This window comes from Arsenophonus endosymbiont of Apis mellifera (assembly GCF_903968575.1).
In the GTDB taxonomy this organism is placed as follows: Bacteria; Pseudomonadota; Gammaproteobacteria; order Enterobacterales; family Enterobacteriaceae; genus Arsenophonus; species Arsenophonus apicola.
In genome coordinates this window covers 1-20673 of record NZ_CAJCFU010000037.1, presented here as the reverse complement: position 1 = coordinate 20673, position 20673 = coordinate 1, and the positions used below count along the sequence as shown (strand labels likewise).

Here is a 20673-nt window from a genome sequence, read left to right as displayed (position 1 = left end):
AATATTTGGGCGAGTCTGCTTGCCACTGTTTGGCATAAAGAGGAGCTTTATTTAACCAATTCTTTTTATTTAATAGTTTATCAAATTGGGGTTGTGTCAGGCTTTTGTTACCTAAGTCTAGCTGACTGAGCTCATAAATGCTTAAATTTAATCCACCCTGTTGCGATCGCTTGGGAACCTGATAGTGGTGTTTAAAAATTTGGCTTAATCCTTATGGATAAGTTATGGTTGCAGTAATGGTTGTTGCACCATGGCCAATTAATTGGCCGTGATGGTTAATAACTTCAGGATCAGAGGAATGCCAGTTAATCGTTCCTTGTTGAAAAGATTCAGGCAACGTTAATGATTCTGTTGCAATAGTTTTTGTCTGTTGCTGACGTGTATTAAAAAGATGTGAATAAACAACATCTTCCCGGGGAAGTGTCAGCGGAAAAATTTGCTTTTTGCCTACTTCTCCTTCGAACCATTCGGCTTTTAATGCACTGGCCGGACGATATTGTGTCACTTTTACTTTATCATTTACATTAATTAATTTATCTCCTGTTGTGATTGACCAGTTAATTGCTCTACCTTGCCAGTAGCTAATTAAATGCAATGGATGTGAAATGCTAAATTCACTACGATGATCAAATAGTGTATTAGCAAGCGCATCAGGATTAATATAACGATAAACAGACCGATCACTCAATTGGCCTAAGGGTGCTTCAAGAATCTCGAAACGCACCAGTTCCCCTTTATTGGCAATATGTAAGCTTAACGATTGTACTGAAGTTGCCGGTATTTGCAGTAACTCGGTCAATAATCCTTGCTCTGTGGCATAAGTGACTTTCAATGCATAGGGATAATTTGGCTGTAGTGGACGCCCTTCTCCAGTGAGTAGATTATGGTAGGGTTTAGGAAGATTGCCTTGGGTGCTAAAAACCGTTAGCTGATTTTGTGGGTGTGGTTCTGTATTTAGTTTTAGTGTTTGTCCATTCTGTTGTACCAGATGACCGGTGAGCCAATAAACGGGTTGATTATGCTGATAAGCAACGGTTTCTTCACTAAATTTATAGTTTTTATGATTATCCTGTGTCACAGTAACCCATCGCTGAAGAGTGTCGTCCCATACTTGATAGTAACCATCCCCGGCAAATCCACCATCTTCACTATCTTCACCACTGATCTGATTGGGATACCATTGATATTGCTGTTTGACAAATTGATAATTTTTCAAAGTATTATAATCAGAAAAGAAGGCAAATACCTGCCCTGGTAATCGTGAACCTAAGCTACTATTCATTGGATCAGTATTAGGGTAGTAATTATGGTTTTTATCAATAGAAAAGTTTGGCAAATATTGTTGAGTCACTTGATTATAACTCCAACTTGCTTGATAGCCTGATTTATAGGGGTAGTGAGGATCGCTTATGTTATGGGGAAGATCCATTGCGTGGCCGATTTCATGAATGAAAACACCGGCGCTCGCACTACCCCCACCTTGCTGAGCACCGCCTAAACCACCATAAGGATCGGGAAAGAAGGCAACATAGCTGATTTCATTATTACCAACATTAGCTCGCCGTAAACGGTAAGCTAAATCATAGCTGGCTGAAATAGCACCTTTAAATCCGCCATTACCGGCATGAGGATCACTGCCTGGTTCGGTTTTATTGCCGGTATAAACGGCATAAAATCCGTCCTTAAAAGAGGCAAATTGGTTAAAAGAGACACCAGGGTAGGAATAAAGGTTTAATTGTTTGATTGGTAGTCCAGCGACTATAGCATTTCCCCATTGATCAATCGGGTCATCAATAGTCCAGTCATTGTCAATATGGTGTGCTATTCGCATGATACGCAGAGGCAAATTTAGATCAGCACCAACTTTAGGTTGAAATGCAAACGTTTCTTCCTGGTAATGAGGTAAAGCAAGGGGTTGGCCATTGGCTGTCAGAGTAATCGAAATTCCCGGTTTTATCCATTCTTCTTTGAGTGGGGCAATATAACTGTCTTGATCGTTATGACCCCTTTGGCTAGCAAGATGATCCTGTCTGGGTAAATCAAGCGAGGTGGGTAACTTTTTTTCGCCGGTTAATAGAACACGTCCTAAATCGAGACCGTCGGCGTCATGAACGATAGCGGTAAAATCTGGCGCTGGCGCGCCAGAGGCGCTACTGGCATTAAGTTTAATTAGTGCCCAACGATTTTGGATAAGTTGCAAATACGGATCTTGAGGACGAAGAACATGGGTTTGTGCAATAAAAACATCATCTAGCTTAAAATCAGCAGGAATAGGCTGCTGATTAGCGATAGGTTCTTGATAATCAGGTGTTTTGAGTATGAAGGTTTTAACGGTTGGAAAAAAAGGAATGGGTGGCTGATCGTGTTGTAAAATGACTGCAATAGGAGGGCTGGTATTACCCTCTTTATCGATAGCCTGCAGATGAAATTGATCATACCCCTCAAAACTCTCATCGTCAGCGGGTTGATATTCCCATTGTCCAGTTGTGCCATCAATTTGTGCTGTACCGAAATGAGGCGCTGCCAGTAATTGCCATGACCACTCTTCATTGATCATGGATCCTGGTAGTTGACCACGGATAATACCAAGTTTGGCTTGGGTAGAATGGTTATTAGGGGTGGCAATATCGGCCATTTTTATTAACTGATCATAGCTACGATGGGTTTGTAATACAAAGTTGGTTATCTGACGGCCTTGACGATCACTGATTGCCAGATATTCACCGTTACTGTTCCATTGGATCTGGATATCATCACTAGCCATTAGTTTGTTAAGTTTGTTTTTTAATATTTCTGCCAGCTGTTGATTATCAAATTCAGGAGGAAGTTCTAAATTAATATCGGTAAAGAAAAGCGGGGCATTTTCCGCAGTTCCATTTATAGTAAAAGAAAAATGGGTTATTCGATGGCGTTGTGCAGTATTGTAAGCAAGGCGATAGTTCGCAGAGCCAGAGGGTAAGAGCTTTTCCGATAAAATAATCGGTGTGATAGCGGCGGTTTTACCTAACACTAACGTTTCAATAGTTCGTTGTTGCGGGTCGGTAATGATCAACTGGCGATTATGGTAAGTCACTTGCACACCCATCTGTTCAGGTAAATGGCGATTGATATGCTTTTCCATAGCCGCAGCCAGTGTGGTACCTGAAGTAATATTTTGCAGTGGCATATAGGCAAGATCTAATGCTAAATTACCTGCTCTGTCTCGCATACGAATAGAAAAAACCTTGGCTTGACTAGCTACTTGATCGGTAAAATTGAGCATTTGATAAGCAAAAATCATTTTTTGTTGCTTAAAATCTCACTTTTGGTTAGCAAAATTATTGGATGATATTGAAGACGTTTTTGTTGGAAAGGTCGGAGATGCCCTTTTATTACGACTCTTAATCTGATCTTGCTGGTAGTTCAATTCGGTCAAAGTAAATTCTTTATGCCATAAGGGAGTTTCTGTTTCACCATAAACGGTTATTTCCACCGGAGTAGCTTGATTTATTTGCTCTATAAACGGCAGATTTAATTGCCAATTGCCTTTTTGATCATATTTAACATGATAATATTGATTGCCATATTTAATCTGTATAAAAAGCAAATTAGTTTGGGTGTTTACAGTTAGTGATCCAGTGGTGAATATTTCACTTTCTAATGTAGTGGAAATGATATTTTTACATTGATTGGGATTGTTATTAAATTTTTTAAATGAAGTCCGACAAAGTGAAATATTACCGGATAAATTTATATACTGATTTTTTTTTTGTAATAATAAATTTTTTATATTGACCTGTAATTGACTATAGTCTTTTGAAGTAATAAAAGGATGGTTATTCATAATTTATTTTATTGGGTTATTTAATTAATAATCAATCAGATACATCGAAAATCAATATTCGATGAGATATTTGCAGGCAAAATTATAATTGAATGGCTAATATTTTATTTTTTCATAATATACACCTTAAAAAAATAATCACTGCTTGCTATTTTTTATATTATAGGCATAAAAATGACAATTAAAATAACTTGTTTTTTTTAATCTTAGTGAGGAATTATATATTTTATTTTTTATTAATTATTTGTATAGAAGTGATAATGTTTTTATATAAAATAGCAGTAATAATTTACTGCTATTTTATTATTTATCGATCTTAATTGGGATTAATTGTGTTCTTCCCAATCTTTAGCACGAGAAACGGCTTTCTTCCATCCGTTATATTTATAGTTACGTTCAGTGGTTTCAATTCCTGGCGTGAAGGTTTTTTCAATACGCATTTTTTCTTTAACTTCATCCAAATTTTGCCAGAAGCCGACCGCCAGTCCGGCAAGTAAAGCGGCACCTAATGCAGTACTTTCACGAATAATCGGACGTTCTACGTAAGCACCTAGAATGTCAGATTGAAACTGCATCAAGAAATTATTGGCAACAGCACCGCCATCAACACGTAATGAACTCAGGCGCGTGTCAGCATCTTTCTGCATCGCTTCGAGGACATCACGAGTTTGGTAGGCAATAGATTCTAATGTTGCACGAATAATATGGTTACGATTAGCACCGCGGGTTAAGCCAAAAATCGCACCGCGAGCGTAGAGATCCCAATAAGGTGCACCTAAACCAGTTAGCGCAGGTACCACATAAACACCGTTATTATTTTTGACTTTATTAGCAAAATATTCAGAGTCGTTTGCGTCATCAATCAATTTCAGTTCATCACGTAACCATTGTATAGAGGCACCCGCCATGAATACCGCACCCTCTAGCGCATAGTTCACTTCACCATGTGGCCCACAAGCAATGGTAGTTAATAAACCATGATCGGAAATTTTGGCTTTTTTACCAGTATTCATTAATAGGAAGCAACCGGTTCCATAGGTGTTTTTAGCCATGCCCGGCTCGATACACAGTTGGCCATAAAGAGCAGCTTGTTGATCACCCGCCATTTCAGCTATTGGTATACGTGTTCCCCCTTTACCACCAATGTTGGTTTGTCCATAAACTTCTGATGATGGGCGGACTGTTGGTAGTATGGCGCGTGGAATATTGAAAGCATCAAGGATTTTTTGATCCTAATCCAACTCATGAATGTTAAATAACATCGTGCGAGATGCATTAGTATAATCAGTAATATGAACACGCCCTTGCGTCATTTTCCATACTAGCCAAGTATCGATAGTGCCAAAGAGTAACTCACCATTTTTTGCTTGTTCATAGGCTCCATCAACATTCTCCAAGATCCATTTAAGTTTGGTGCCGGAGAAATAGGGGTCAACTACCAGACCCGTATTTTTACGAATATATTTCTCCAATTCTGGGTTATCTCGCTTTAGTTCGGTACAGAAATCAGCAGTACGACGGCACTGCCAAACAATGGCATTATAAATGGGTTTGCCGGTTTCTTTCTCCCAAACAATGGTGGTTTCTCGTTGATCAGTTATGCCAATACCGGCGATTTCATCACTGCGGATATCCGAAATTGCTAATGCTTCAGCTAAAGTAGCACTTTGCGTGGCCCATATTTTTATTGGGTCATGTTCTACCCAACCTTTTTGGATAAATTTGAGGAAATTCACGCTGAGAAATATTAATAATATTAGCTTCATGATCAAAGATAATGGTGCGCGAACTAGTAGTACCTTGATCAAGTGCAATAACATATTTTTTTTTTGTTGGTGTTTCAGTTGTCATAATAATTGTCCAATTTACTTCATAATATATTTTTGATTATTTTTGCGTTTATTTTTTGTTTTGATTTGTCATAGCAGGTAAATGGTAGCCAATCAGTTTGCGATAAGCAAAAGCACCGATAATCGCACCAACAAAAGGTGCTGTTAAAGGGATCACAAAATAAGGGAAGCTACGTCCACCGGTTAAGGCAATATCACCCCAACCAGCGAGATAAGCCACTAGCTTGGGACCGAAATCGCGAGCAGGATTTAATGCGAAGCCGGTCAGTGGGCCAAATGAACCACCAATAACCGCAATTAGAATACCAATAAGTAGCGGTGCTAATGGGCCACGAGGTATGCCATTGTTATCATCAGTTAAACTTAATATCATACAAACCAAAATAATAGCAATAACAACTTCAACCACAAATGCTTGTAGGACGCTAATTTGCCCTGCCGGGTAAGTAGAAAAAATGCCCGCGGTGAATAAGCTTTCCTGTGAACCACGTACTATTTGGTGTACTTTTTCATAATCTAGAAATAGTTCGAAGTACAACCCATAAACGAGAGCGGCCGCGACAAAGCCTCCCAACATTTGTGCAATAATATATGGTAGTACTTTTTTTCTATCAAAATGGGCAAATAACCAAAAAGTAACAGTAATAGCCGGATTTAAGTGGGCTCCTGAAATACCTGCCGTAAGGTAAACGGCCAGAGCCACGCCAAACCCCCAAATCATACTGATTTCCCATAAACCTAGTTGTGCGCCAGCTATGCGTGTGGCTGCGACACAACCCAAACCAAAAAATACAAGTAATGCGGTACCTAAAAATTCAGAGATACATTGACCTGTAAGCGTAGGTGAAGTAGTTTTACTCATATGTTTATCCTGCAAAAAGTATGAATACTAAGCAATAAAATTTGTCTTTCTTTATTATTTCCTGAGAAAGCTCTGAATCAATTTATCGTTAAATGAACGTAAACGGAAATAAAGGATCAAATATTGTTGGATCACGTCAAAAAAAAAAAATGAGCGAAATCGCTCTGATAAAGTGATCGAACTGACATTGTACTTGATGTATTTTTTTGCAATTGGTTGGATAAATAGAAATAATTAAGGTTAGATCGGCATTTATCGAGAGCTTTCAACTAGACAGGCGTAAGAAGGCTACTTACAATCGTAGCATTGCTAAAAAAGGGGACGAAAGAATGTCATTTGAAGTTTTTGAAAAATTAGAAGCTAAAGTTCAACAAGCTCTAGAAACTATTGAGCTTTTACAGATGGAAGTTAATGAACTTAAAGAGAAAAATAATAATTTGTATCAAGAAGTCGCGAGTGCTAAAGAAAAACATGGAACATTAGCTCATGAAAATGAGAATTTAAAACAAGAACAGCATGCCTGGCAAGAGCGTTTACGCGGTCTATTAGGTCGAATGGAAGATGTTCAATAATCGTCCAATATTTTATTGCATTAGATAAAAATAGCAATGAGGGCAAATTTTGTTGCCCTTATTGTTACTTAATCGATAGATATTGAATAATACAACAATCTTTGCTTCCAGCTGGCAAGGTATTAGTCTTCAATATCTTGATCGTTATTTGGCTCATCGTCTAAAAGTAATGGATGCTCGGAAAGAATAATACCGGTATTGTCTGCATATAAATAATCTTCTGTAAAGAATGTAACGCCGCCAAAATTGACGCGTACATCACTTTCTCCGGTACCGTCATTGGTACAACCTACAGGGATGGCAGCGATGGCTTGAATACCAATATCTAATTCTGCTAATTCATCAACCTGACGTACTGCGCCGTAAATGACAATGCCTTCCCATTGATTTTTCATGGCAAACTTTGCCAATTCAGCATCAATAAGCGCTTTACGCACAGAGCCTCCACCATCAACTAATAGGATCCGACCCTCCCCCGGTTCTTCTAGTAAATCGTAGATGAGGCCATTGTCTTCAAAACATTTGACTGTCACGATTTGACCACTAAATGAAGTACGTCCGCCAAAGTTTGAGAATAAAGGTTCTACCACATTGACCTCTTCTTGGTAGATATCACACAGCTCGGAAGTATCATATTTCATAGGATTTCGGTCTATTTAAGTACACGGGAAGTTCAGTATATCTCTATCTGGTTGTTTTTTGCAAAAACATAGCTCATAAAAACACTGAGAAAAATCAAAATGACAATAATTAATTTAAAATAAGTCCAACAGAAAATAGAATATTGGTCAGTAACGCCGCTTTTACCATATTTTCCAATAAAGGTTTCACACCCTCAGCTGTAGTATCATAAATAACTTTCTTTATATGGTTTAATAACATCGGTATAGCGAGTAAGAATAACCAACCCGTCCAGTGTTGAATATATAGCAGGCTAAAGAGTATTAAACAGAAAATTGCGATTAAGATGAGTGCAGCATGATACTGTCGGGCGCCCTTGGCGCCTAATCTAACCGCTAAGGTATTTTTACCCGCTTTAATATCATTTTCTATATCGCGCATATTATTAACATTGAGTACAGCTACTGACAGTAATCCACAAGCAGTTGCTGGCAATAATGTCATCAAAGTAAAGTGGTTAGTATGTAGATAATAAGTTCCGATCACACTCAACCAACCAAAAAAGATCAGCACTGAAATGTCGCCCAGTCCCAGATATCCATAGGGTTTTTTACCCACAGTATAAGTAATAGCGGCTGTTATAGCGATAACGCCAAGTATCAGAAAACCAATAATATCCTTTGGCGTTCTCGCAGCGACTATGATCAGGCTTAAGCCAAATAAACAACAAATAATGATAGTGATTTTTAGGGCAACTTTCATTTCGGCTAGGCTAATAATTCCTTTTTGTATACCTCGTAATGGCCCTAATCGTTGCTCGGTATCACTGCCTTTAACCGCATCACCATAATCATTCGCCAAATTAGATAGAATTTGTAGTGCAGCCGCAGTAAGTAGAGCTAATAATCCAATCGAGAGAGTAAAAGCGCCAGACCAATAAGCTAATGCAGAACCCGTTATAATCGGCGCAATACCTAAGGGAAGTGTTTTAGGGCGTAAACTTTCCAGCCACGCTTGTATTTGGATAGGGTTTCTTGATGTGATTAAATTCATGTAATTAATCCACAAGTATATCGTTATAAAAATAATGGGAGGCTTAGCCCCCCATGCAAGATTATAATCAGCAAAGTTAACGACGCTAGATTATAAAATAAATCGACTCAGATCTTCATCTGCAACGAGTTCATCCAGATGCGTAGCAACGTAATCAGCATCAATGATAATGTCTTGACCATTGCGTTCACTGGCATCGAAAGAGATATCTTCCATTAATCGCTCAAGAACGGTATGTAAGCGACGAGCACCAATATTTTCTGTTTTTTCATTAACTTGCCAGGCTGCTTGAGCAATTTTGCCAATACCTTCTGGCGTAAATTCAATTTTTAAACCTTCGGTTGCCATCAATGCTTTATATTGTATAGTTAAAGACGCATTTGGTTCAGTTAAAATACGGTTAAAGTCTTCTGCCGTCAACGCTTGGAGTTCAACTCTGATGGGTAATCGGCCTTGTAACTCCGGAATCAAATCAGATGGGCTCGCAACCTGGAATGCGCCAGAGGCGATAAATAGAATGTGGTCAGTTTTTACCATACCATGTTTAGTAGAAACGGTGCAGCCTTCAACTAAAGGTAGCAAATCACGTTGTACCCCTTCTCTAGACACATCTGGGCCAGAAGTTTCGCCACGTTTGCAGATTTTGTCAATTTCATCGATAAAAACAATGCCGTGTTGTTCAACCGCATCAATTGCTTGCTGTTTTAGTTCTTCTGGATTAACCAGTTTTGCTGCTTCTTCTTCTATTAGTATTTTGAAGGCTTCTTTGATCTTCATCTTACGGGGTTTATGTTTTTGCCCGGCTAGATTTTGAAACATAGATTGCAACTGGCTGGTCATTTCTTCCATGCCTGGAGGCGCCATAATTTCGACACCTACTGGTGTAGTAGCAACTTCAATTTCAATTTCTTTATCGTCTAGCTCACCTTCTCTTAGTTTTTTGCGGAACGATTGACGGGCAATAGAGGGTTCTACATGGGGATCAGGTTGTCCCCAATTATTTTTAGCTGGTGGCAATAAAACATCAAGAATACGTTCTTCGGCCAGTTCCTCGGCACGGTAACGGTTTTTTTCTATAGATTGCAGGCGTACCATTTTTACAGCAGCGTCAGTTAAATCACGGATAATAGAATCAACCTCTTTACCTACATAACCGACTTCAGTAAATTTTGTTGCTTCGACCTTGATAAAGGGAGCGTTAGCCAGTTTTGCTAAACGACGAGCAATTTCAGTTTTACCAACACCTGTTGGACCAATCATCAAAATATTCTTTGGTGTTACTTCTTGGCGCAATGCTTCATCAAGTTGCATACGACGCCAACGATTACGTAGCGCAATAGCGACAGAACGTTTTGCTTTGTCTTGACCAATAATATGATTGTCCAATTCACTGACAATTTCACGAGGCGTCATTTCAGACATGTTTAAATCCTTAAGATTTTGAAGAGAGTTCTTCAAAGTTAAAATTATGATTGGTATAAATACAGATATCACTCGCTATATTTAACGCTTTTTCTGTAATATCACGTGCGCTCATTTCTGTATTTTCCAACAGGGCACGCGCAGCGGCTTGTGCATAAGCACCACCAGAACCAATAGCGATCAAATCATTTTCTGGTTGAATAACATCTCCATTACCTGTAATGATCAATGAGCTGTTTTCATCTGCAACAGCTAAAAGCGCTTCAAGTTTTCTCAGCATACGATCAGTACGCCAATCTTTGGCCAGTTCAACAGCGGCTTTGGTTAGATGTCCTTGGTGAAGCTCTAGTTTACGTTCAAAAAGTTCAAACAGTGTAAATGCATCAGCAGTACCGCCTGCAAAGCCCGCAATAACTTTATCATTATAAAGGCGGCGCACTTTACGGACGTTGCCTTTCATGACGGTATTACCCATCGTCGCCTGTCCATCACCACCAATTACAACATGGCCATTACGGCGAACACTTACGATTGTAGTCATGAGTCAGCCCTTGGTTATTTTATTAGGGGAGTATGTAAACATACTTTTTAGTTTTTTTATTACATAAAAAGTCTGTATTTACGCTATTAGGAATGTAAATGGGGGATAATAATCATTTTTCAACCCTTACTTGTACGAAGAATACAGCCAGATAAGCCGACAGATTTAGCTCGGTCACGTATTTTTTCTGCTGTTTCTTTGTTGTAAGGCCCAAGGACGACACGATGCCAGTCATCTGTCGAACTAATTCTACTTTCTAAACCTGCGAATGCCAGATTAGCTTTAATTGATTCTGCTTGCTCCAGGTTTTTAAATGAACCACATTGTACCACTATTTTTTGTTGGCTATTGGTTGGTTGCTGAAGCTGGGGTGCGGGTTTTAACCGCAGAGGTGATTCTATTGGCGGGCCATTAATGATGACGCGTGAGCGGGGAACATTATCATTATTAGGTACTTCGGATAGATTAGTGACAGGATTGCGTCTATCCGCATCAATCTGCTCCAGAAGCTGACGTTGTTCATTGGTTAATTCAGTTGTGTTATTAATATTTGATTTAGTTGAGCGATTAAAGTTTGGCAGATCAGTGCCCCGCTTTTCCAGCTCTTTTATATAGCGCCATCGTTCTTCTGGCTTAGGAGGTAGACTGCTGACTGGCTGATTGGTGTTTGGTGTGATTGTTCTGTTAAGCACCGGAACGCGTTTATTTTGCGTAATGAAATATAAACCGCCAATAAAGATAACGACGATGGCAATAGCGACAACAAGGGTTGTTTTTGGCAATCCTTGATTTGATTTTTTCTTGCCTGAATGTTTATTTTTGCGGGACGTTGTGCGTCCTCGTCTTACGTAATCTTTTTGTGCCACTTTTCAATTCGCTGATTAATAAAAAAGTTACATTAATTCATTATAGGTTACTTAACCTAATCACTTTTGACTAGTTTGTAGGTGGACAAACACTATCACAGATAATTAAATGGCAGTCTAGCAATTTTGCATTTTTATCTATTCTATGGCCTTGAATTTTTGCTAAAAGTAGTAACATTGCTTGGCGACCAATTTCAAAGCGAGGTTGCTCGATTGTAGTAAGAGCGGGTTCGCTATATTGTGCAAAGTTGAGATTGCCAAATCCAATAATAGATACATCTTTTGGTAATGTTAGCCCCATACGTTTGGCTTGCCATATAGCACCGATAGCCATAATATCATTATGGCAAAAAATTGCGCTAGGTGGCTTAGGTAATGCAAAAAGTTTTTTTATGCCTCCAGCTCCACCTTGGTAACTAAAATCACTGTTAATAATATATTCCTGTTGCACTTTATTACCTGCCCGCTGTATCGCTTGAATGTAACCCTGCAAACGATATTGGCAAGACAGAGCGGTTTCTGGGCCTGTTATGCAAGCAATATATTTATGACCCAGTTTTTGTAAATAGTTAATTGCGTTAAAAGAGTATGTTAGATTATCAATATTTATAGTAGCAAGTTTGAATTCAGGTACAAATTCATTTGCAACCACTATCGGTGGAAAATCTTTTGCTTTTCTATTGGTGAGTGTAAACGGAATATTAGAATTGAGTAACACGATGCCATCAATTTGTTGGCTAATAAATATATCAATAAGTGGGTGTTGTTGTTTTTGATAATGTTTACAATCACCAATTAGTACCATATATCCTTGTTCAGCAGCCACTTGCTCAATACCACTAATAATATCAGGACAAATAGGGTTGGTAATATCGGGTATAGCGACAAAAATAGTTTTAGGTTTGCTTGATTTTGTATTTTTTGTCAGACAAAAGGCATCATAACCCGTTTTCGACGCAGCTTGTTCAACTTTCTGGCGCGTCTTGGCAGAAACTTGATCTGGCTTGGTCAGTGCGCGTGAAACGGTTGCAGTAGACACTCCGGCTGCGTTAGCAACATCCTTCATCGTTGCGTTGTGGTGATTGATCTTTTGTTCCATAGCGCCACCTCGCGTCCTTAATTAATAATAGCGTCGATTTAATCTTTGCGTTTACTTATTTTAAGCACGTTAGCCGCCAAATTTTTAAATAAATTTCTCTGAATTATTTAATTAGATTTATTTATAGATTAGCTTCGCATAAAGCTAATTTTATTTGATTCAATAGGTGTAGATGAGTAATTGCAACGACTAATTTTCGGTCGGGTCTACATCAATATTCCATTTTACTTTTCGACTTTCAGGGTAGGCCATAATTTCAGGTAATATATGCGAAAGAAATTGTTGTAAATAGGAGCGCGAAGGATGTTGCAACAGTAATTGCCAACGGAAACGGCCTGCCCGTTTAGCCTGGATTGCCGGTATAGGACCCAATAACCAAAGTTGCGAGTCGCGCATGTTATGTTGTTCTATATATTGGCGAAGCTTGTTTAAAAAATTAGGTGCAGTCTGGTTATGGTGATCTTCTGAACGGATCATGACATGACTGCTATGTGGTGGCAAAAAAACATCTCGTCGTTCCGCTAGTGTTTCTGCTGCGAACGCGTTATAGCCTTTTTCTAATAGTGTCGATAATAATGGATGTTCAGGGTGGTAGGTTTGTAGGATCACTTCGCCATGCTTACCGGCTCGCCCAGCCCGTCCAGATACTTGGATATAAAGTTGAGCAAATCTTTCTGTCGCCCGATAATCACTGGAAAAAAGTGCGCCATCGACATTCAGTAGGGCAACCAGAGTAACATCAGGAAAATGGTGTCCTTTTGCGAGCATTTGGGTACCGATCAAAATCCGAGCACCACCTGCATAGACAGTTGCTAGCTGTTTTTCTAATTCCCCTTTACGCCGAGTGGTATCTCTGTCAATGCGGGTAACCGGTATCTCAGGGAAAAGCTGATTAATCGCCTCTTCTAACTGTTCAGTTCCTAAACCGACAGGCAGCAGATGCGTAGAGCCACAGTGTGAACATTGTATTGGGATTGGCAGTTGACTATCACAGTGATGGCAACGAAGCTGACGTTGATGATGGTGTAATGTGTAATAACGATCACACCGTGAACACTCGGCAATCCAGCCACAATCATGGCAAATTAATGTTGGTGAATAGCCGCGGCGATTTAAAAATAGCATCACCTGATTATTGGCTGCCAAATGATCTTCCATACGCTGAATTAATGGTCTGGACATACCATATTTTAATGGCTGGCCTTTTAAATCGAGTAAATGTTGACTTGCCGGTTTAGCGTTTCCAGCGCGTTGGGTGAGATCTAGACGGTGATATTTTCCTTGCTCAATATTATAGAGACTTTCTAACGAAGGTGTTGCTGTTCCCATAATAATGGGAATGTTCTCTTTTTTGGCACGCAAAACAGCCAGATCACGGGCATGATAACGCCATCCGTCTTGTTGTTTGTAAGAGTTATCGTGTTCTTCATCAATAATGATTAAGCCAAGATTAGCAAAAGCTGTGAATAATGCGGAGCGTGTACCAATCACAATCGCACTGTGTCCTTTTTGTGCACGCAACCAGACCGCCAGTCGCTCACTATCATTTAATGCAGAATGTAGCACATCCACGGGAGCATTAAATCGCTCACTAAATCGTTGAATAGTTTGCGGGGTAAGACTAATTTCGGGCACCAGGACTAATGCTTGTTTACCTTGCGTTAAAACATTTTCAATGACACTGAGATACACTTCTGTTTTACCAGAACCCGTTATGCCCATTAATAACCAAGGCGTAAATGTTGGCTGAGAACTTATAGTCCCTACCGCAGTGGACTGTTCTAGATTGAGTTTTGGTTTTTCACCACAGATGTGAAAATCAGCATGCCAACTTTCCATTTCTGGCTGGATGGCTAATAGTTGAATTAAGTTTCTCTTTTTTAGTGCTTGTAGCGCATTTTCACTCAATTCATATTCTACTATTTGGTGTCGATAAAGGGGTTGTTGCTGTAATAATGCGAGTGCCTGTTGCTGTTTCGGTGCTCGTTTAAGCTGGTTTAGGGCAAAAATTTTACCCTGCTCAGTGATTTGCCACTGCCATAGCGGAGAAAATGTTGCCGCTTTGCCTTGCCGTAGTAAAACCGGTAGTGCATGAAATAGGACTTCACCGATCGGATGATGGTAATACTGAGAGGCCCAAAGGAGTAATGACCATAAACTATCTGAAAATAGTGATTCTTGATCTAAAACTTGTTCAATGGTTTTTAATTGTTCACAACTGAGTTTACTATCTTGATTATGCGATAGTACAATACCTAAGATAGTACGCTTACCAAAAGGTACCAATACCCGGCAACCTTTAATGGGTAAAGGAAAATTGGATTGGTAATCAAAAGCGCTCATCAGCGGAACAGGGAGCGCCACTTGAACAATAGCCATTATTAAATGTTCCTAATTATTGTCATACATGTTATTTATAAGACATAAAAGCTAGAGTATCACATTATTTGAATAGATTTCATTGCGCTATAAGCAGATTTTCTGTATGATCCGCCACCTTTATTAGTAATCTTGATGGTTACTAATCACTATTGTTAATCGATTTGACGTATGGTGTCTAGCGTTAGGGTTAGATAGCGATACGGCCTAACTAGAGGTTTTCTATGAAAAAAGATATTCATCCTAAATATGAAGAAGTTACTGCGACTTGTTCTTGCGGTAATGTAATGAAAATTAAATCAACTGTTAATCATAATCTGAATTTGGATGTTTGTGGTAAATGCCATCCATTCTATACCGGTAAACAGCGTGATGTGGCTTCTGGTGGCCGCGTTGATCGCTTCAAGCAGCGATTCAATATTCCAGGCATGAAAAAATAATAATCGCTCAATGATACAAGCAAAATCATGCTTATAATATAGGAGTAACACTTCGCTTAATATCGGAGTGTTACTGTTATATAAAACTAAAATAATTCAATTAATAAACAATTAAACCAAGACCATTTTTGCAAAAACTTTAATTATTTACTCTTTGAAAAATAAGGAAAATAATTAATATTCCCAAGTGTCTGGATCAATACCTCTTTGGCGCATAATGATTTTTGCAGCTTCTGGAATTTCATCATCACGCTCTTTGCGTAAATCATCATCATTTGGTAACGGTTGCCCAGTAAACGCGTGTAAAAATGCTTCACAAAGCAATTCACTATTTGTCGCATGGCGTAAATTATTAATTTGTCTACGAGTGCGTTCGTCTGTCAAGATTTTAAGTACTTTTAATGGGATAGATACTGTGATCTTTTTTACTTGCTCGCTTTTTTTACCATGTTCAGCATAAGGGCTAACATAATCACCATTCCACTCAGCCATGGGATACCTTAAGTTAAGTCAATCAATAGAAGAATTTATTTAGTTGCTGTATAAATATAGCCTTAGTTGGCAAAAATTTGTTTAATAAGTTTCTAATATTCTATTGTTTATTGTCATTTTTTAATATTGATAATTATCCCACTACTTGATTTAAACGTAAAGTATTTTGGATTTCCAGATGTATTAACATCTTGATGTCCATTTGGTTATGTTTGATTAGCTTTTCAATTCTTTTAGTGAATGGATATTATGTTAGCTAAACCAACAATGTTAACCATATGTCATTGGTTAAGTGCTATATTAGCAGCGCATTATTTGATGTAAGCTAGCAACTACCAATAAAAAATTATTAAGTTTTTCAGTAGCTATTGAAGATTAGGTAACGCGTTTCAGCGAGTAGCGAAGAGGTAACTTTTTATCATGAATGCAGTGACAGCGAGAGCAGTAAAATATCACCATCGTCAATTACATAAATTTGGTGGTAGTAGTTTAGCTGATGTGAAATGTTATCAGCGAGTGGCTAATATTATGGCAAATTATAGCCAGCCAGGTGATTTAATGGTGGTATCTGCGGCAGGAACAACAACCAATCAGTTAATTGATTGGCTGAAGTTAAGTCAAACTGATCGTGCTTTAGCCAGTCAGGTACAGCAGTCAATACGCCGTTATCAACAGGATCTTATTATTGGGCTATTACCAGGCACAAAAGGGCAGGTATTAAAGTTAGCTTTTTTAGCTGATCTTGATCGCTTAAGCACCTTAGTCGAGAAAACTATTCATGATGATATTTATGCAGAAATTGTTGGTCATGGAGAAATTTGGTCTGCGCGTTTAATGTCCGCGGTATTGGAAGAATTTGGTTTACCAAGTCATTGGTTAGATGCACGACTTTTCTTGCGTGCAGAATTTGCTGCTCAACCCCAGGTAGATGAAACCCTCTCACGCCCATTATTACAACAGCTTTTGCAACAACATCCTAATAAACGGTTGGTGGTGACTGGTTTTATTGCCCAAAATAAACAAGGTAAAACGGTATTATTAGGGCGTAATGGTAGTGATTATTCAGCAACCCAAGTAGGAGCATTGGCGGAGGTTAATAAAGTAACTATTTGGAGTGATGTTGCTGGTGTATACAGTGCTGATCCGCGCAAAGTCAAAGATGCTTGTTTGCTGCCATTATTACGCCTTGATGAAGCCAGCGAATTAGCGCGTTTAGCCGCACCGGTACTTCATACTCGCACGTTACAGCCAATTTCTGTCACTAATATTGATTTACAACTTAGATGTAGTTATCAGCCTGAACAGGGTTCGACAAAAATAGAGCGTGTTTTGGCATCAGGTACGGGTGTCAAAATTGTTACTAGCCATGATGATGTTTGTCTGGTTGAATTAAACCTGGCAAATCAGCAAAATTTTAGCCAAATCTATAAAGAGATCGATTTATTGCTAAAGCGAAGACAGTTGCGGCCATTAGCGACTGGCTTACATCCAGATCGAAAATTGATCCAGTTATGTTATACCTCAGAGGTTGCCGCTAGTGCTCTGGCAGTATTGAAGGAGATGACGGTAGTAGAAGATTTATCATTACGTGATCAATTTTCTTTGGTTGCCCTTGTCGGAGCCGGTGTGGGTAAAAATCCGCTGCATAGTCATCGTTTCTATCAACAATTAAAAGATCAACCGGTTGAATTTATTTGGCACTCTGAAGAAGAAATAAGTCTGGTAGCTGTTTTACGCGCGACTCAAACATCACATTTAGTGCAGGGATTACACCAGAGCTTATTTCGGGCGGAAAAACGTATTGGCTTGGTTCTGTTTGGTAAAGGTAACATTGGTTCTCGCTGGTTGGAATTGTTTGCCACCGAGCAAAAAACAATTTCCGCCCGTAGTGATTTCGAATTTATTCTCGCCGGGGTAGTTGATAGTTGCCGTAGCCTGTTAAATTATGAGGGCATCGATCCAAGTAGAGTATTAGCTTTTTTTGATCATGATGCAACAATACATCAAGATGAAGCACTTTTACTCTGGATGCGGGATCATCCGTTTGATGATCTGGTTGTACTGGATATAACAGCCAGTGACCTATTAGCAAAAAGCTATCTTGATTTTGCTAGTTATGGTTTTCATCTAATCAGTGCCAATAAGGTATCTGGTGCTCTGTTGAGCGATGACTACCGTCAGATCCGTGATGCTTTTGCAAAAACAGGTCGATACTGGTTGTATAATGCGACAGTCGGGGCTGGATTACCAATAAATTATACTGTACGTGATTTAAAAGAGAGTGGTGATAAAATCCTTTCTATTAGTGGTATTTTTTCTGCTACCTTATCTTGGTTATTTTTACAATTCGATGGCACGGTACCGTTCAATCAATTGGTAGAACAAGCTTGGCAGCAAGGCTTAACCGAGCCAGATCCACGAATTGATCTCTCTGGGCAAGATGTAATGCGTCAATTGATCATTTTGGCACGGGAAGCGGGCTATGAAATTGAACCTGAACAGGTGCGGGTCGAGTCATTAGTTACAACTGAAGCGGCAACCGGTGATCTGGATGAGTTTTTTGAAAATAGTATGGTCATTAATGAACAAATGGCACAACGTCTCCAGGCTGCTCAGGAAATGGGCATGGTCTTGCGGTATGTTGCTCGCTTTGATGCCACAAAGAAACGAGCCAAAGTCGGCGTTGAAGCTATTATGCCTGATCATCCTTTGGCAGCTTTGTTACCGGGTGATAATGTTTTTGCCCTTAAAAGTCGTTGGTATCGTGATAATCCATTAGTAATCAGAGGCCCAGGTGCTGGACGTGATGTGATGGCGGGTGCAATCCAGTCTGATCTGAATCGTTTATCACAATTACTTTAATCGCCATAATAATGGCATAGTCATCGTGCTTCCGTATGCATTGATAGCCAACAAAAGCAGAGGCGTCATTACTCTGCTTAGTTGGGTCACTTGTACTGGACAGTTAATAATATTAGCTAGTCGTTCATCTAATAATATGCTGGAATTGCTCCCTAGCTTGAACTGAAATACGCTTCATAGTGGCAATAAGTCAATTATAAACTTTTATAAAGATGCCATACTTTTTGATATAGGTTTAGGTTTGATGATAAAGCCAATATCCGTTATATCATAAGAGATTGACATCCTCCCCCACCTTCACACTTCGTGACTCAGGAGGGGGATTCCCGTTAGTCGGAGACTATCTGATCGCTCAGAAGCCTGGTTCCTGCTGCTGACGGCATTACTGCACCGTTCACTTCACAGGCTAACACGGCATGTCCTGCCGCTAAAATGTTACGAGCTCCGTTGATATCTGCGTTCTCTGTATACCCGCACTCAAGGCACTCGAATCTACTTTGTGATTGACGATTTTCTTTCGCTGTATGACCACAACATGCACACCGTTGACTTGTATATGCCGGAGGCACAGCTAATACCTGACCACCGCGCCATAGCTGCTTGTACTCAAGCTGACGGCGCATTTCATACCAACCCTGATCCAGTATCGAACGGTTAAGTCCTGATTTTGCCCTGACATTCCGTCCGTGCTGCTCTTGTGTACCTTTTGCCGATTTCGACATGTTACTGACCTTTAAGTCCTCAATGACGATCATCGCGTGGTTTTTGCTGATTTCACTGGTGACTTTGTGAAGGTAGTCTTTGCGGATATTGGTTATATGCGAGTGGAGACGTTGGATTTTTCGCTTCTGTTTTTTCCAGTTATTGCTGAATTTAACTTTACAGCTTAACTGACGCTGGAATTTCGCCAGCTTTTTTTGGTTGGTTTTAAAACTGTTTACAGGTTCAAACACTGTGCCGTCTGACAGCGTGGCGAGTCTGGTTACACCTGCATCCAAACCAATCATTGTTGCTGACGAATGAGGCTGAATGTCCATTTCCAGTTCGACCTGAAACGATATATACCAGTGTCCCGCATGTTGGCTAACGGTTGCGTTTTTAATCTTACCGTACAGCTTTTGCGACTGCCGGAACTTTACCCATACCAAACCTGACGGTAATCTCACTCTGCCATTATCGAGCTGACAATATTTATCAAAATTAACAAAACGAACTGAATCACGCCCGTCATTTTTCCTTTTAAATACAGGAGCTTTTGCTGCCAGTTTTTTATCAAAGCAGCGTTTCCATGCCCCGTGCAGATCTTTGAGTTTCTGCTGAAGATTATCCGTGTAGGCTTCTTGCAAAAAGGAATGTTCCGGCTTTTTTTTCCATTCTGTGAGCATCCGATTTAGTTCAAACGCTGACGGTAGTTTACCGCCGGATTCAATAATGCGTTGCGTCTCTGCTAGCCCGTAATTCCAGATAAAACGAGCGCATCCGCACAACTGCCGCAAACGTTGCGACTGTTTTTCGGTTGGTTCGAGTCTGAATTTGTAGGCTTTTAGAATTAGCATTATTACTCAGTGTGTAGTAAATTATCTCACTATCTTACCGTATATCCGGTTAATTTCAATGCAAAAATATAAAATCAACCGTTCAAGACATGCAGCGTTTCTTTTACATGTTCACCTTGTCTTTGTGACTAAGTACCGAAAGAAAGTACTCAGTGGCTTGCACTACAAAGCATTTCATCAGTATGCAGGTGAAGTGTGTCGCGACTTTGGGGCTGATTTAAAGGAAAGTAACGGA

General features: G+C 39.5%; 16 protein-coding genes and 1 pseudogene. 4 read left to right on the top strand and 13 right to left on the bottom strand.

Features of this window, described 5'->3' with window-relative positions; translation table 11 throughout:
* Positions 1 to 211: 211 nt before the first annotated feature.
* The 4 genes and pseudogenes from H1X92_RS04570 to H1X92_RS04555 form a co-directional block, all read right to left on the bottom strand.
* Positions 212 to 3280, bottom strand: a complete 3069-nt coding sequence (locus H1X92_RS04570; RefSeq protein WP_180559047.1) for a M66 family metalloprotease — start codon at positions 3278 to 3280, stop codon at positions 212 to 214.
* 18 nt (positions 3281 to 3298) lie between these two features.
* On the bottom strand, positions 3299 to 3823 hold the full coding sequence (locus tag H1X92_RS04565) for a hypothetical protein (protein WP_180559046.1): 525 nt from the start codon (positions 3821 to 3823) through the stop codon (positions 3299 to 3301).
* 326 nt (positions 3824 to 4149) lie between these two features.
* Positions 4150 to 5674 (bottom strand): annotated as a pseudogene (gene glpK, locus H1X92_RS04560) (glycerol kinase GlpK).
* A gap of 48 nt (positions 5675 to 5722) precedes the next feature.
* Positions 5723 to 6535: an MIP/aquaporin family protein gene (locus tag H1X92_RS04555; protein WP_180559045.1), complete on the bottom strand. Its 813-nt coding sequence runs from the start codon at positions 6533 to 6535 to the stop codon at positions 5723 to 5725.
* Between the two features lie 329 nt (positions 6536 to 6864).
* On the opposite strand from H1X92_RS04555, the gene zapB reads away from it, so the two are divergent.
* Positions 6865 to 7107: a cell division protein ZapB gene (gene zapB, locus H1X92_RS04550; protein ID WP_180559044.1), complete on the top strand. Its 243-nt coding sequence runs from the start codon at positions 6865 to 6867 to the stop codon at positions 7105 to 7107.
* Between the two features lie 122 nt (positions 7108 to 7229).
* Here zapB and rraA read toward each other — a convergent pair whose 3' ends face one another.
* The 7 genes from rraA to priA form a co-directional block, all read right to left on the bottom strand.
* Entirely contained in the window at positions 7230 to 7748 is a 519-nt protein-coding gene (gene rraA / locus H1X92_RS04545; RefSeq protein WP_180559043.1) for a ribonuclease E activity regulator RraA, read from the bottom strand.
* A gap of 109 nt (positions 7749 to 7857) precedes the next feature.
* Positions 7858 to 8781 carry a 1,4-dihydroxy-2-naphthoate polyprenyltransferase gene (locus H1X92_RS04540; protein ID WP_180559042.1) on the bottom strand — a complete coding sequence of 308 codons (924 nt, stop codon included), beginning with the start codon at positions 8779 to 8781 and terminating at the stop codon, positions 7858 to 7860.
* A gap of 90 nt (positions 8782 to 8871) precedes the next feature.
* The gene (gene hslU, locus H1X92_RS04535) at positions 8872 to 10203 is read right to left on the bottom strand and encodes an HslU--HslV peptidase ATPase subunit (RefSeq protein WP_180559041.1); all 1332 of its coding nucleotides are present in this window, start codon (positions 10201 to 10203) and stop codon (positions 8872 to 8874) included.
* Between the two features lie 10 nt (positions 10204 to 10213).
* Positions 10214 to 10744 carry an ATP-dependent protease subunit HslV gene (gene hslV, locus H1X92_RS04530; protein WP_180559040.1) on the bottom strand — a complete coding sequence of 177 codons (531 nt, stop codon included), beginning with the start codon at positions 10742 to 10744 and terminating at the stop codon, positions 10214 to 10216.
* A gap of 119 nt (positions 10745 to 10863) precedes the next feature.
* Positions 10864 to 11610, bottom strand: a complete 747-nt coding sequence (locus H1X92_RS04525) for an SPOR domain-containing protein (protein ID WP_180559039.1) — start codon at positions 11608 to 11610, stop codon at positions 10864 to 10866.
* A 70-nt stretch (positions 11611 to 11680) separates the two neighbouring features.
* A complete protein-coding gene (gene cytR, locus H1X92_RS04520; protein WP_180559038.1) occupies positions 11681 to 12709 on the bottom strand; it encodes a DNA-binding transcriptional regulator CytR in 1029 nt (342 codons plus the stop codon).
* Between the two features lie 189 nt (positions 12710 to 12898).
* Positions 12899 to 15088 carry a primosomal protein N' gene (priA, locus tag H1X92_RS04515; protein ID WP_180559037.1) on the bottom strand — a complete coding sequence of 730 codons (2190 nt, stop codon included), beginning with the start codon at positions 15086 to 15088 and terminating at the stop codon, positions 12899 to 12901.
* A gap of 224 nt (positions 15089 to 15312) precedes the next feature.
* Here priA and rpmE point away from each other — a divergent pair, with 224 nt between their 5' ends.
* Positions 15313 to 15528: a 50S ribosomal protein L31 gene (gene rpmE, locus H1X92_RS04510; protein ID WP_180559036.1), complete on the top strand. Its 216-nt coding sequence runs from the start codon at positions 15313 to 15315 to the stop codon at positions 15526 to 15528.
* 174 nt (positions 15529 to 15702) lie between these two features.
* Here the strand turns inward: rpmE and metJ are convergent, their stop codons facing one another.
* A complete protein-coding gene (metJ, locus tag H1X92_RS04505) occupies positions 15703 to 16020 on the bottom strand; it encodes a met regulon transcriptional regulator MetJ (protein WP_180559035.1) in 318 nt (105 codons plus the stop codon).
* Positions 16021 to 16440: 420 nt separating this feature from the next.
* On the opposite strand from metJ, the gene H1X92_RS04500 reads away from it, so the two are divergent.
* Positions 16441 to 18882 carry a bifunctional aspartate kinase/homoserine dehydrogenase II gene (locus H1X92_RS04500; protein ID WP_180559034.1) on the top strand — a complete coding sequence of 814 codons (2442 nt, stop codon included), beginning with the start codon at positions 16441 to 16443 and terminating at the stop codon, positions 18880 to 18882.
* Positions 18883 to 19211: 329 nt separating this feature from the next.
* Here H1X92_RS04500 and H1X92_RS04495 read toward each other — a convergent pair whose 3' ends face one another.
* On the bottom strand, positions 19212 to 20438 hold the full coding sequence (locus H1X92_RS04495) for an RNA-guided endonuclease InsQ/TnpB family protein (RefSeq protein ID WP_180558336.1): 1227 nt from the start codon (positions 20436 to 20438) through the stop codon (positions 19212 to 19214).
* 58 nt (positions 20439 to 20496) lie between these two features.
* Here H1X92_RS04495 and H1X92_RS04490 point away from each other — a divergent pair.
* Positions 20497 to 20673, top strand: a 177-nt coding sequence (locus H1X92_RS04490) for a transposase (protein ID WP_180558337.1), incomplete at its 3' end; no start/stop codon positions are given.

What these genes read in the sequence shown, in the direction of transcription:
- H1X92_RS04570 (WP_180559047.1), bottom strand. Translation starts at nt 3,280, where the DNA reads ATGATTTTTGCTTATCAAATGCTCAATTTTACCGATCAAGTAGCTAGT.
- H1X92_RS04565 (WP_180559046.1), bottom strand. Translation starts at nt 3,823, where the DNA reads ATGAATAACCATCCTTTTATTACTTCAAAAGACTATAGTCAATTACAG.
- H1X92_RS04555 (WP_180559045.1), bottom strand. Translation starts at nt 6,535, where the DNA reads ATGAGTAAAACTACTTCACCTACGCTTACAGGTCAATGTATCTCTGAA.
- zapB (WP_180559044.1), top strand. Translation starts at nt 6,865, where the DNA reads ATGTCATTTGAAGTTTTTGAAAAATTAGAAGCTAAAGTTCAACAAGCT.
- rraA (WP_180559043.1), bottom strand. Translation starts at nt 7,748, where the DNA reads ATGAAATATGATACTTCCGAGCTGTGTGATATCTACCAAGAAGAGGTC.
- H1X92_RS04540 (WP_180559042.1), bottom strand. Translation starts at nt 8,781, where the DNA reads ATGAATTTAATCACATCAAGAAACCCTATCCAAATACAAGCGTGGCTG.
- hslU (WP_180559041.1), bottom strand. Translation starts at nt 10,203, where the DNA reads ATGTCTGAAATGACGCCTCGTGAAATTGTCAGTGAATTGGACAATCAT.
- hslV (WP_180559040.1), bottom strand. Translation starts at nt 10,744, where the DNA reads ATGACTACAATCGTAAGTGTTCGCCGTAATGGCCATGTTGTAATTGGT.
- cytR (WP_180559038.1), bottom strand. Translation starts at nt 12,709, where the DNA reads ATGGAACAAAAGATCAATCACCACAACGCAACGATGAAGGATGTTGCT.
- priA (WP_180559037.1), bottom strand. Translation starts at nt 15,088, where the DNA reads ATGGCTATTGTTCAAGTGGCGCTCCCTGTTCCGCTGATGAGCGCTTTT.
- rpmE (WP_180559036.1), top strand. Translation starts at nt 15,313, where the DNA reads ATGAAAAAAGATATTCATCCTAAATATGAAGAAGTTACTGCGACTTGT.
- metJ (WP_180559035.1), bottom strand. Translation starts at nt 16,020, where the DNA reads ATGGCTGAGTGGAATGGTGATTATGTTAGCCCTTATGCTGAACATGGT.
- H1X92_RS04500 (WP_180559034.1), top strand. Translation starts at nt 16,441, where the DNA reads ATGAATGCAGTGACAGCGAGAGCAGTAAAATATCACCATCGTCAATTA.
- H1X92_RS04495 (WP_180558336.1), bottom strand. Translation starts at nt 20,438, where the DNA reads ATGCTAATTCTAAAAGCCTACAAATTCAGACTCGAACCAACCGAAAAA.